The 12889-nt window shown below is 49.6% G+C and carries 12 protein-coding genes; 9 read left to right on the top strand and 3 right to left on the bottom strand.

All coding sequences use genetic code 11. The features are described from left to right. Nucleotides 1-388: 388 nt before the first annotated feature. The 5 genes from NYE26_RS17985 (at nt 389) to NYE26_RS17965 (ending at nt 6123) form a co-directional block, all read left to right on the top strand. On the top strand, nt 389-2971 hold the full coding sequence (locus NYE26_RS17985; RefSeq protein ID WP_339249145.1) for a glycosyl hydrolase: 2583 nt from the start codon (nt 389-391) through the stop codon (nt 2969-2971). Nucleotides 2972-3032: 61 nt separating this feature from the next. Then, nucleotides 3033-3524, top strand: a complete 492-nt coding sequence (locus NYE26_RS17980) for a hypothetical protein (RefSeq protein WP_339249144.1) — start codon at nt 3033-3035, stop codon at nt 3522-3524. A gap of 50 nt (nt 3525-3574) precedes the next feature. After that, nucleotides 3575-4801 (top strand): glycoside hydrolase family 5 protein, encoded by a 1227-nt coding sequence (locus tag NYE26_RS17975; RefSeq protein WP_339249143.1) that lies wholly within the window; start codon nt 3575-3577, stop codon nt 4799-4801. Between the two features lie 230 nt (nt 4802-5031). Continuing rightward, complete coding sequence (locus NYE26_RS17970) at nt 5032-5655, top strand: CPBP family intramembrane glutamic endopeptidase (protein ID WP_339249142.1); 624 nt, start codon at nt 5032-5034, stop codon at nt 5653-5655. Nucleotides 5656-5664: 9 nt separating this feature from the next. Beyond that, nucleotides 5665-6123, top strand: coding sequence for a DUF6756 family protein (locus NYE26_RS17965; RefSeq protein ID WP_339249140.1), 459 nt, complete (start codon nt 5665-5667; stop codon nt 6121-6123). Nucleotides 6124-6535: 412 nt separating this feature from the next. Here NYE26_RS17965 and NYE26_RS17960 read toward each other — a convergent pair whose 3' ends face one another. Beyond that, complete coding sequence (locus NYE26_RS17960) at nt 6536-7522, bottom strand: NADP-dependent oxidoreductase (protein ID WP_339249138.1); 987 nt, start codon at nt 7520-7522, stop codon at nt 6536-6538. Between the two features lie 170 nt (nt 7523-7692). Here NYE26_RS17960 and NYE26_RS17955 point away from each other — a divergent pair, with 170 nt between their 5' ends. Continuing rightward, a complete protein-coding gene (locus NYE26_RS17955; RefSeq protein WP_339249137.1) occupies nt 7693-8271 on the top strand; it encodes a TetR/AcrR family transcriptional regulator in 579 nt (192 codons plus the stop codon). 111 nt (nt 8272-8382) lie between these two features. After that, nucleotides 8383-8895 carry a hypothetical protein gene (locus NYE26_RS17950; RefSeq protein ID WP_339249136.1) on the top strand — a complete coding sequence of 171 codons (513 nt, stop codon included), beginning with the start codon at nt 8383-8385 and terminating at the stop codon, nt 8893-8895. An 89-nt stretch (nt 8896-8984) separates the two neighbouring features. Here the strand turns inward: NYE26_RS17950 and NYE26_RS17945 are convergent, their stop codons facing one another. Then, nucleotides 8985-9890 carry a serine protease gene (locus tag NYE26_RS17945; RefSeq protein ID WP_339249135.1) on the bottom strand — a complete coding sequence of 302 codons (906 nt, stop codon included), beginning with the start codon at nt 9888-9890 and terminating at the stop codon, nt 8985-8987. Nucleotides 9891-10086: 196 nt separating this feature from the next. Here NYE26_RS17945 and NYE26_RS17940 point away from each other — a divergent pair, with 196 nt between their 5' ends. Next, nucleotides 10087-10800 carry a response regulator transcription factor gene (locus NYE26_RS17940; RefSeq protein WP_339249134.1) on the top strand — a complete coding sequence of 238 codons (714 nt, stop codon included), beginning with the start codon at nt 10087-10089 and terminating at the stop codon, nt 10798-10800. A gap of 2 nt (nt 10801-10802) precedes the next feature. After that, complete coding sequence (locus NYE26_RS17935) at nt 10803-12128, top strand: HAMP domain-containing sensor histidine kinase (protein WP_339249133.1); 1326 nt, start codon at nt 10803-10805, stop codon at nt 12126-12128. Between the two features lie 303 nt (nt 12129-12431). Here NYE26_RS17935 and NYE26_RS17930 read toward each other — a convergent pair whose 3' ends face one another. Then, nucleotides 12432-12785, bottom strand: a complete 354-nt coding sequence (locus tag NYE26_RS17930; protein ID WP_339249132.1) for a hypothetical protein — start codon at nt 12783-12785, stop codon at nt 12432-12434. Nucleotides 12786-12889: the final 104 nt, after the last annotated feature.

Genomic DNA, 12889 nt, shown 5'->3' with positions numbered 1-12889 from the left:
AGAGAACATAGCAGTTGGATAAAGAGCACTTGTTTCGGCCGAACCGCTCCCTTTTCAAGAAGCAGTTGGAAAAAAGGCACTTAGTTCCACGTATTCTATGAAATCCGCTGAATCTGGACAAATTAAGTGTTGTTAATCCAACTGCTACCCCCAAGTACGCCATGGACGCTCGATTAGTTGTACTTTTTCCACTAGATTCCCTCCCCATTCTCTCACCGCACGATGAACTTAACCTTCCATTCCTCCTGCAATTCATCCCGTTGAGCACACTTGCTAATTTGTATTTACAAATTATGGGATACATGCTATCTTTGCTATGAAAGCGCAACCATGATCTGATAGGTTAACCAAGGTTTTACCATTTTGTTCATGGGGAGGAAGGAAGAAAATGAAGAAATGGCTCAAAAGAACAGGAACCATGCTGCTCGCTTGCACACTGCTGCTTGGAGGCTTGACGGCACCGCTGCGAACCGCCCACGCTGACCCCGCACTGATCACCATCGAAAGCGAGAATGCCCAGCTCACCCCGGATTTGCAAGTGACGACCCAGATTTACGGAACACCGAAGCCAGGCTATTCGGGAAGCGGTTTTGTCTGGATGCAGAACTCCGGTACGCTAACCTACACCGTAACTGTCCCGGCAACCGGCATGTATACGATCTCGACCCGGTATATGCAGGAGCTGAGCCCGGATGGCAGACAGCAGGCATTAATCGTTAACGGTGCTGCGAAGGGTTCGTATATGCTGCCCTACACCACTACATGGAAGGATTTCAACTTCGGCTATCACAAGCTGAATCAAGGCAGCAATACCATTCAGGTCAAAGCAGGCTGGGGATTCGCTTATTTCGACGCCTTAACGGTGGATCATGCGAACCTGGACCCCCTGATTGTGCAGCCCGTTCTCTCTGACGCTCAGGCCACGCCCGAAACGCAGCTCCTGATGAATTATTTGACGGAGGTGTACGGGAAGCACATGCTCTCGGGCCAGCAGGAGATCTACGGCGGAGGGAATGATGGCAACTCCGAGCTGGAATTCGACTGGATTCACAACCTGACCGGCAAATATCCGGCAGTCCGCGGGTTCGACCTCATGAACTATAATCCGCTGTATGGCTGGGAGGACAGCACTACCGCCCGCATGATCGACTGGGTGAATAACAAGGGCGGGATTGCGACCAATAGCTGGCATCTTACCGTTCCCCGTAACTTCACCGCCTATCAGCTTGGGGAGTTTGTCGATTGGAAGGAAGCCACCTACAAGCCGACCGAGACCAATTTCAATACCGCTAATGCTGTGATTCCAGGGACCAAAGAGTACCAATACTTGCAACTGGCGATCGAGGATCTGGCGGAGCAACTGCAGATTCTGCAGGACAACAATGTTCCCGTAATCTTCCGTCCTTACCATGAGGCAGAAGGCAACGGCGGGCTAAATGGGGAAGGCGCTTGGTTCTGGTGGGCTTCGGCAGGTGCGGAGGTGTACAAGCAGCTCTGGGATCAGCTCTATACCGAGCTTACGGAGACCTACGGCCTGCACAATCTGATCTGGACCTATAACAGTTATGTGTACAGCACTTCTCCGGCCTGGTATCCAGGGGATGATCAGGTGGATATTGTCGGCTACGATAAATACAACACCATCTACAACCGCTATGACGGACTGTCCGGCGTGCCGAATGAGGATGCGATTAGCTCGACCTTTTATCAGCTGGTGGATCTCACTGGCGGTAAGAAGATGGTAGCCATGACCGAGAACGACACCGTTCCCAGTGTGCAGAATCTGACCGATGAAAAAGCAGGCTGGCTCTACTTCCTCCCATGGTACGGTGAGCATCTGATGAGTACGGCCTACAATTATCCGGCTACGCTGACCACCCTGTACCAGAGTGATTATGTCATTACGCTGGACGAGCTGCCTGATCTGAAGGGCAATAATCCTCATCCAAGCGCAACCATTACACCATCCATGGTCGAATTTGACAAAGCTCCGGCTCATCAGACCGACCAGACCGTCACCATGAACCTGAACGGCAACACGTTAACGGCTCTTCGATCCGGTACCGCCATTTTGACTGAGAACGAGGATTATACCGTAAGCGGGAACACACTGCTGCTCACTAAGGCGTTCCTGGCAACGCTTCCTGTTGGCGAGCATTCGATCGTTCTGGATTTCAATCAGGGCCAAGATCCCGTGTTAAAAGTAAAAGTCATCGATACAACGCCAGGCGCTGCCATCTCACCAAACCATGCGGTGTTTGACCGGGCGGCGAATCTTGCACAGGATATTTCTGTAGGGCTTACCTTACAGGGGCATCAGCTGACAAGCCTGAAGAGAGGCAGTTACAGCCTTGTCTCCAGCCAGGATTACACGGCCACTGACACTGCGGTTGTTCTGAAAAAAGCTTATCTCTCCACGCTGCCGCTCGGTCAGCATGCGATCGCTTTTCATTTTAGCGGCGGAGCAGAGGTTGTGCTTACTGTGAACGTAGAGGATAGCAGCGTTCCGCTGCCTTCGGGTGACTTGACCATCCAGGCCTACAACGGCAGCACCGGTGCTTCGACCAATGGAATCGCACCCAAGTTCAAAGTAATCAACACCGGGAATGCACCGGTCCAGCTCAGCGATGTGAAGCTCCGGTATTACTACACGATTGACGGCGAGCAGCAGCAGAGCTTCTGGACCGACTGGGCCAGCATCGGAGGCGCTAACGTAACTGGTACATTTGTGAAGCTGGACACCCCGGCCGCCGGTGCTGATTATGCTCTGGAGATTGGCTTCACCAGCGCTGCGGGAACCTTGAATCCCGGCCAGAGTGCCGAGATCCAGACCCGCTTCGCTAAGGTAAACTGGTCCAACTACAATCAGGCCAATGACTATTCTTTTAACGCCAGCAATACCCAGTTCGCCGATCATGAGCAGGTTACGGGATATGTGAACGGGCAGCTGGTGTGGGGGATGGAGCCTTAAGCGCCCTCAGCCGTAGTTGTTGACCCATTCTCCGCTAGGTAATTATACCGGAGGTGTTCATTTGAGAAGAAGGTATTGGTCAACAATAATACTGCTGGCGTTAAATGTACTTTGTATTTTTGCGGTCGATATTTCCACTATTAAGTATAGAGTTGGAAAAGGGACATCAGGTAACGGGAATCCCGGAATAGTAGTTTTGATTCTTAGCCTGATATTGTTTGCCATTTTCCTGATACATTTGGTTGTGAAATCTATTGAATATTTAAGAAAGCTGCCCCCAACAATTACAACGATGGTTATTCCATCTCTGGCAATCGTCACTTTAGTGCTCATGATATTTGGTGAACTAAACACAATCAGTGCATTAGAACAAAACTTAAACGGCTTCACAAATGATAAAGATTCCGTAGTCTTTCGTTTCGGCTGGATTAATCAATATACAAATACTCTGTTTTATAATGGATACATTTTGATGTTCGGAATTTCCATAGCGATGCTTCTGTCTTGCCTGATCGTTAGAATGCAATCCAAGCCATTCATCGTCAATGAATAAACTTGTAACCGTTTTCGTGTGACGCAATTACTATAAGAGGAGGTTCAACTATGTTATCTAAAATAAAAAAATGCGGAGTCTACAGCCTAGCACTAGTATTACTAGCTTCCACCTTGCTCGGCAGCACGGGTTCCCGCGCATCTGCGGCAGAGGCGTCAGCCGCGCTGACTTCGGACTTCAGATCGTTGCAGGCTTCGCAGATCGTCAGCGAGATGGGGGCCGGATGGAATCTGGGCAACTCGCTTGAAGCTTCGGTGAACGGGATCCCCAGTGAGACCGCCTGGAATAACCCGACCATTACGCCGCAGTTGATCCAGAAGGTCAAAGCAGCAGGCTTCAAAACCATCCGTATCCCGGTCTCCTACCTGAATTATATCGGGAGCGCTCCCGGCTATACGATCAACTCGGCATGGTTGGACCGTGTGAAGGCAGTCGTGGATTACGCCTACAATGAAGGCTTGTATGTCGTCATTAATATTCACGGGGACGGCTTCAATTCCGTTCAGGGCAGCTGGCTCCTGGTGAACAGCGGCAACCAGACGGCCATTAAGCAGAAGTATCAGAAGGTCTGGCAGCAGATCGCGAATAAGTTCGTCAGTTATGGCGAGCGGCTGATTTTGGAGTCGATGAATGAGGTGTTCGATGGCAGCTACAACAACCCGAATCCGGCGTACTACGCCAACCTCAATGCTTATAATCAGATCTTCGTGGATACGGTCAGACAGACAGGCGGCAACAATAGCGCCAGATGGCTGCTGATTCCGGGCTGGAATACGAATATCGACTATACGGCGGGGAATTACGGCTTCGCACTCCCAACTGACACCTACAGATCCTCTACCATACCCAGCTCGGAAAAAAGAATCATGATCTCCGCCCACTACTATTCCCCTTGGGATTTTGCCGGTGAAGAATCGGGGAATATCACGCAGTGGGGAGCGTCAGCGACGAACCCTGCCAAGAAATCCACCTGGGGACAGGAGGATTACCTGAACTCGCAGCTCCAATCCATGTACAACAAATTCACGACCCAAGGCTACCCGGTGGTGATCGGAGAATTCGGTTCCATTGACAAATCATCCTACGATTCAAGCAATAATATCTACCGCGCCGCCTATGCCAAAGCTGTAACTGCAACCGCCAAGAAGTACAAGGCTGTGCCCGTCTATTGGGACAATGGCTATAACGGCCAGCACGGCTTCGCCCTGTTCAACCGTTACAACAATACCGTCACCCAGCAAGGCATTATCAATGCCATTATGCAGGGGATGCAATAAGCAATTCAGCGTGAAGCAGCGGCTCATATGGTCTGCAAAAAGATGAAGGGAGCTCCTGTGGCGATCACGGGAGCTTTTTTATGCTGAAGAAGAAGATAAGTCTTGATGATTTTACCCTCTCCCGGCGCGTAACTGGCCCGATCTTGTGGTAATAATGTCTGTTATGTTATCTTAGCCTTTAAAGATTGTCACTTACATAGTCATTCAAGAAGAGAGAAGAGAGGAAAGTCATGAACCATCCAACCCAAACGCCGCCAGCCAAAAAAGAATTCAATCCCAAAGACGCTGTTCTGGTCTTTTTCGCCTTCGCTCTCATTAGTGCAGCCGTACTATTCGCCTTGGTCATCTACGATGTCCTGACCCTTCAGGACCTGTTATCCTTTCAAAATCCGCTGCAATTGGCAAGTTACGTTGTCCTTCCAACAATCAGCCTTTTGTTATTCGGAATTTTCCTGACCCTGCTTACGCCTGCCAGCTACATTGACGAGACGAATAAGAGCTATCAGAACTATTCACTCGCGGCAATCCTTGCCTTCACTTTTGCCGGTGCGTTATTTGAGGAGCTGCTGTTCCGGGGGATCATTCAGAATGTCCTCCAGTTGAACTTCCCCAACCCCTGGATCGCTATCGCAATCACCACGGTGCTGTTTGTGGGAATGCATGTCCAGTACTATACTAAGCCGCTGATGCTGCTGAACATCACCATCCCAAGTCTGGTCTTCGGGTGGGTGTATGTGCAGACGCATAATCTGCTGGTCCCGCTGCTTGTGCATTTTGTGATGAATCTGGGGATTACGCTGTTGTTCAAATATAAGGTGATTCAGATGAGAACTCCATTATGTAACGGAAAATGAGGTGAACCTGTGAATCCCCTATCTGTCCGAACAGAGATCGAAGAACTAATCAAGACGCTGAAGCTGGACCGGTGCGGATTATTTGAAGTCGGCAAAGACAAGTGGATACGCATTTTGAGAGAGATTGAAGAACGGTTTCTGGTGAAGACCCATCATACGCAGGGATTACACTGGGGCTGGAACCGGCTGCAGGAACCCCGGCTTAGCGCCAGCTTCACAGCCAAAGATTATTCTAAACTAAGAGACATCATCCAAGATGACTCCATCTGGTTCATTGCGGAGGACTGTTATGATAAGCTGTGGCTGTATGAGGGGAAGAGGGCGACGATTCTCCAGGTGATCCCTGAATTATGCCACCTCAATGAATATTACCTGATCTCCAAAAAGCTTCAATGGCTCATCTGCGAAGATCACCATGACATGCTGCACCTGAGCGGCCAGCCGATCATTGAGCGATGGATGAGATAGGAAAGAAGCTGTCCCAAAAGTGACAGCTCCTTTTATACATTTGCTGACGCGCAGGCCTGAGGCCTGAATGTATGTGGAAAACAGCATACAATGGGCTCGCTGAAGGCGCGTGGGGCGAATGTATGTGGAAAACAGCATACAATGGGCTCGCTGAAGGCGCGTGGGGCGAATGTATGTGGAAAACAGCATACAATGGACTCGCTGAAGGCGCGTGGGGCGAATGTATGTGGAAAACAGCATACATTTGCACACACGTAGGCCTGAGGCCCGAATCGGAGCGTCCCCCTCCCCCAAGTGCTCACGCCGAATCTACTCCAGCATAAAGAGCTATCCCAAGCAGCCGTTTCATGGCTTCTGGGACAGCTTTTTTCTTCATGCAGATTACAAATTCCCATCCCGGCAGGCATGGCATTTATCCAAGATTTTTCGATATGATGATTTTCCCCCGTTTGGTTGACTCCTCGCTTTTGCGATACGCCTGAAGCAGGCCTTGGGCAGTGAAGGGATAAGCCTCATGGATATGGATATTCAATTTATTCTCTTGCATCTGGCGGACAATGGATTCAAAATCGGTACGGTTAGCTCTTGCCTGGAAGAAATAGGCGTTAATGCCGCGGACCTTCGGGTATTGATTGAGCGCGAATGCCACCACTGAAATATAGGTCCCGCCATCCTTGATGACCGAGTAGTTCTTCCTTCCGATGTCTCCCGGTAACCCGGTACCGAAAGTGGCGGGGTCCATAGCGGCATCCAACACGAAATCAACAGGCACTGTGATTTGGGTAGCGAAGTCGGTTTTCGTATAATCGATCACCTCGTCAGCACCGAGTCTTTTGACAAAATCATGATTATAGTCCCTCGCGGTTGCGATAACATATGCTCCATGCTGCTTGGCCAACTGGACCGCCACATGTCCCACGCCTCCTGCACCTGCCTGAACAAGAATACGTTGACCCGGTTGAAGATGGCCATGCTCAAACAGCGCTTGCCAGGCGGTCAGGGCAACCGTAGGCGCGGCGCCAGCCTCTTCGAAGGACAGACTCTCAGGAATGACGGCAAGGAGATTCTCCTCCACCGCAACATAGTCCATGTAGGAACCCCTCTGAACCATACCCATTACACGATCCCCCGGCTTGAAATGCCGCACGTTCCCGCCAACCTCTTTAACAATGCCGGCTACTTCATTACCAAGAACAAGCGGCAATTGAAATTGATCCGGAAATTTATCGGCCATCGGACTCTGAAGAATCTCGCCGCTGCGAATTAGAATATCTGCGGGATTGATGGATGAGGCGCGCATTTCGACGAGAACCTGTGTGCCGGTGAGTGCGGGAACGGGTACTTCCAGTTCCTCTAGCGCTTCGGGAATTCCAAAGCTTGTCAAAGCAATAGCTTTCATGATGATCCTCCTCATAAATTAAACAATAAGTATTATTCACAGATTGTTTAAGCAACACCTGTTTGATAAGATGATAATATTCCGGACTTGAGAGTTCAACCGGCAGAGTTAGAGGAAAGTTGCATAGGCAACATATTGTGAATATTGATGTTTAACAAGGAGATATAGGGATGGTAAATCAGGAAGATCCGAGGGTGTTGCGCACACGACAGTTAATTCGAACAGCGTTCAGAGATTTGTTGCAGAGAAAAGGCTTTGATGCAATCACCATCAAGGACATCGCTCAGGAGGCAACCATTAACCGCGCCACCTTTTATGCCCATTTTGAAGATAAATATGCTTTGCTGGACGAAGTCACAGAACAGGCTTTTCATGAGAGGATTCCAGAGCAAGTGGTGAATGCACAGGAGTTTACGAACGATATATGTGACCAGCTGATCATAATGACGCACCAATACATCATAGATTTTTACCGGATCTGCAGAATAGATTCCAATCCGATGGCTAAGCTGGTCGATGACAAAATAAAGAAAATGCTGCAGCAAACCATAGAAAGCATTTTTATGAAGGGAGATACCTGCCATGGGGCGGACATTCATCATATCAAAATCATGGCGGCCATGACCGGTTCAGCCATCTATGGCGCTGCACATTATTGGTTAAATGCCGGGGAGAATAATCGGCCCGATGTGCTCGTAGACGTTGCTCGTTCCTATGTAATGAACGGTCTGAGGCTGGCAACCCCATGAATGACATTAGACACGCACAAGCATTTTCATATACTTTACTCATACTTGTTCCACAGAATTCCCGCAATCGCCTGCTAAGATGAAGATACTTTCAAAGAAGAGGTGATTGAGATGATCAAATGGACAAGAAAAGTAATCGCAGTGTTGGCAGTAGTAAGTGTAGTGGGAGGCTCAACGAGCGCATTCGCAGCAACGGCCCCTGTTGTAAAACCAGTGAAAGAGGTGAAGGTGACTGCACCAGCAGTGAAATCTTCAACCCCAGCCAAGGTAACTTCAGTAAAAGCTTCCATTCCTTTAAAAGCTTCCACTCCTGTAAAAGGTTCAACTCCTGCCAAAGCAGTAACTTCAGTGAAGAGTACAGCAGCTACTAAGAGTCCGGTCAAGGCTACAACCCCAGCCAAGCACAAAGTGGCAGCAAAGACAGCCGTAACCGTTAAACACAAAGTTGCTGCAAAAACAGCCGTAGCTGCCAAACACAAAGCAACAGTAAAAACAGTAGCCGCACATGCCAAGCACAAAACCGCAGTGAGAACAGCAGCACATGCTAAACACAAAACGGCAGCGAAAGCTGTGACACCTTTCAAATCAGCCAGCAAGATCATCGTGACACCAAAGAAGAAATAATGCATCCATTGCAGTCTTCCGCAACCACATACTTATAACCCAAAAAGGCGGGGCTCATGAAGAGTCCCGCTTTTGATCTATATATCTAACTAACTCTTACCTCCATCAGCGGCGTGTCCAAAAATGGCTTCTGACAAATGGTTGTTCTCTATGAACTGTAAGATAAGCTTCGAACTGGTGGCAAAGGACCGGGGTTCACCGAGGATCGTGGAGGAGATTACGCCGACTATTTTGTCGCCCGAATCTATGACAGCACTGCCGCTATTTCCAGGCCAGGTCTGTACATTGAATTCCATGGAGTGGGTGTACACATCGGGTGTTGATGTATTTTTCGATTTCCGGATAACGGCCACATCATCGGCGGTGAATGTTCCGTAGAGTGGTGTCCAGGGGGACCTCTTGGTAGTCACAGTGTCTAAATTTCCTGTTGGCTTGGTAGGGTGCCCGATAACCGTCACCTTTTCGCCTGCCGCCGGCTGAAGATTGAACTCCTTGAAATAGCTGTCTTGATAGGTCTTGGGGATTTTTGTAGCGTCAATTTTCAGCAGGGAGAGGTCTTCCTTGAGATCTGTTGCCACTAGTGAGCCAAGCAGATACCCGTCCGATTTTTGCGCATAAAAAGTAATTTGGAAGCGCAATTTCTTCCCATTATAGCTGGCGGGGGCCACGTGATTATTAGTGACAATGTATCCGCCAGGTAACATGAAGCCTGCACCAATGCCAATCTTTGTCTTGGTCCCTTGACCGGACAGTACATACTTTTCTATCATCACGACACGTGTCAGATTTTTGTAATTACGATATGCTTTGTCTTTCTGCTCCTTGGATAATGCCGGGTTACTGGTGTAAGGCCGGACCTTGATACCGGATTTGGTGACCGTCGTGGATGTAATGGACACTTTGCTGACAGCAGAAGCTGCGGCGATATGGATGCCCAGTGTTAGAACCGCAACAGCCAGTAAGCATGAGAGGAATCTGCTAACCCATCGAGTCATAATCACTCCTCCTTTAGTTTTATACTATTGAAGAGTGAGACATGTTGTGACGGTCAGTCTGCGGATATGTAAGAACAGAGCTCCACATCTTTTTCGAAGAAGAGGAAGACGGGGCTTATGACGAGTCCTGTCTTTTATCTACCTATATAACCCTGTATGATAGAGCTAGATTAAGGACGGTAGAGGGGATTAAGTGATGGCGAAAATTGTAGTCGTAGACGACGATCTGTTCATTTTACAGCTGCTCTCGGAATATTTGCGCAAGGAAGGGTACGAGGTGACTTCGTTCTCGAATGGCCGCACGCTGGTTGAGCATGTCCGTACAGAGCACCTGGATTGCCTGATCCTCGACATTATGATGCCCGGCATTGACGGTCTGGCACTGCTCACCGAACTGCGCACCTTCACCGAGCTTCCTATTATTATGATCTCTGCACGCGGCGAGGAGAGTGACCGGATTCAGGGGCTGGAGCTGGGCTGCAGTGACTTCCTGAGTAAGCCGTTCAATCCGCGTGAGCTGGTGGGCCGGGTGAAGTCTATGCTGCGTCTGGCTAGAGCGGGCAATACTGCTGCGGAGGAGACCTCCCAGGTGGTAACGGCGAAGCAAGTCTGTAAGTCCGGGAATGTGGAGATTGACGCGGATTACCGGACAGTGAAGGTGAATACAGAGGAAGTGAGTTTGACCTCCCGGGAATTCGATCTGCTGCTCTTCCTGGCCTCTCACCTGGAACGGCCCTTCGGGCGTGAGCATCTGATCCAGCAGGTGTGGGAATATGATTTTTTCGGTGATGTCCGGGTGGTAGATGATGTGGTCAAACGAATCCGCAAAAAGCTCGCCGAGCACCACTCCACGCTCCTGATTGATACGGTGTGGGGCTTCGGATACCGGGCATCCGTGCGGAAGGTGTAGCCATGCGGACCATTCGCGGTAAAATGCTGTTCTCGCTCTGCATTGCCATGCTGGTCACTGTTGCGATCACGGTGATGCTATTCGTGCGTCTGATCGACGACATTCTGGTGAATCAGGTCAAGGCTGAACTGCACGAACAAGTAGGGAAGGCGCAGAAGCTGCTCAGTGATGGTGACATCACCAATCTGAACAGCACGAAGTTCAAGTATGTTGTTAAGGGCCTGATGATGAACGCAGACTATATGATTCTGGATGCGGATCAGAAGATCATAGACGCCAGCGATGAGAAGGAGGAAGGTAAGCAGCTGCACTACACACCTACAGGGAAAAATGGCATTGCCCTCCTGCATGGCAGGAAGGTCCTTTATGCCCAAGAAAAGCTGCGGGGGCTATCCGATGAAATCTTCATTTATTCGCCGCTGTCCTCGCTTAGAGCCTTATACGGCTCTCTGATGCGAACCACTTTGCTGTCCATAGGTGCCAGCTTTATTGTGATTCTTGCTATCGGGCTGTTCGCCGTGTCGCGGGTGGTGCGGCCGCTGAACCGGTTGAAGGAAGCCGTTGGGCGATATGAGCCTTCCTATGCACAGGGCAATCCTTTTCCGCAGGGGGACCGGACGGAGATCGGGGAGCTGATGACCACCTTCCAGTCCATGTCGGGGCGCATCCAGCAGCATCAGCGGAACCAGATTGAATTCCTGCAGAATATCTCCCATGAGCTCAAAACACCCCTGATGTCCATCCACGGCTTCGTCTTCGCCATTCAGGATCAGGTGGTCACGCAGGAGGAGGGGCTGGAGGTCATTACCAACCAATCGCAGCGCTTGATAGATATGGTAGACAAGCTGCTCCAACTCTCCCGGCTGGAAGCCGTTGATGAGCATTGGCCCGCCGCCACCGTTGACCTGCGGACCATGGCCGAAGAAGCCGCCATGCTGCTCATGCCCGAGGCCAACCGGCGGGACCTGAAGCTCACCGTGGAAGGCGAGAGCCTGCAAGCTACGATTCCCGGCGAGCAGCTATTCCGTATCCTGGTCAATCTGTTACAGAATGCGGTTAGACATACCGCGGATCAGGTGGTCATCCGGGTGGAGCCGGAGGTTCCTGGAGCATCGTGGGCGATCCATATTGAGGATAACGGCCCGGGGCTGGCGGAGGAGGAACGGGAAGCGGTCTTTGAGCGTTTCTACACTGGAGCGAACGGAGTAACAGGTCTCGGGCTAGCTATCTGCCGCCAGATTGCGGCACGATTGAACGGGGAGCTGACCTATTCCCGCTCGGAGCTGGGCGGGGCTCGGTTTAGTTTTAGGAAGAAGGTTGGGGGATGAGGTGCTATGTGTGTAGACGCGGGGCGGTAGTTTAACCCAAAATAAGTCATCAAAAGGAACAGCAGCAGAATAAGACTGGATAAGTCTTAGACTGCTGCTGTTTTCGTTCAACTTGCGTTTCTTGTTTTTCATCGGCATTCTTCATACCAATGGTCTTCAAGATTTTGAATAGTATCCTGTAAAAGATTTGAAAAGGTTGGAGCTATAAAATAAACAAAATCAGGGAAAAATTTCTTAGTGTCTTCTAATATCATCAAAGGAAAGCAATGTAAATGGAATAACACCATATCCCACCTTAGAATACTAACCTTCTGGCATTTGCCAACCCGTCTCCTCATCCCAAACAGCATCCGTATCATCTAGATGCACATGCCAATCCCCACTAGAAATACTTCTTCTAATATCCGTCAAACAGGCCAACCAATAAAACAGCGCCTGCAATGTATCTTCAAAATTGTCTGAAAGGGGTAGCTTTGTCGAACCTGCAAAGATCACCGTTGGTTCATCCTGATCATAGTCATAAACATAAAATGTTTCTCCAATATCCTTCATTTCAAAACCCGCATTGTATTTATCAATGATGGCCCTGATCTCCTGCTCCTCACTGCCCGTAAGGTTATGATTTCTCGTACAAGTGTAATAGACAGAAACTCCCATGTTTTATTTCTCCCCTTTTGTGCTGGTTAGTGATAACAATACATACCCACATTTTCACAGTCTAATCCTTTATTTTCATTCTATTATGGCACTTGCTCGTTTGG

The organism is Paenibacillus sp. FSL P2-0136 (assembly GCF_037975325.1).
Lineage (GTDB): Bacteria > Bacillota > Bacilli > Paenibacillales > Paenibacillaceae > Paenibacillus_AQ > Paenibacillus_AQ silagei.
Note: the sequence above shows the minus strand (reverse complement) of the source record. Positions and strands in the feature narration are given on the sequence as shown.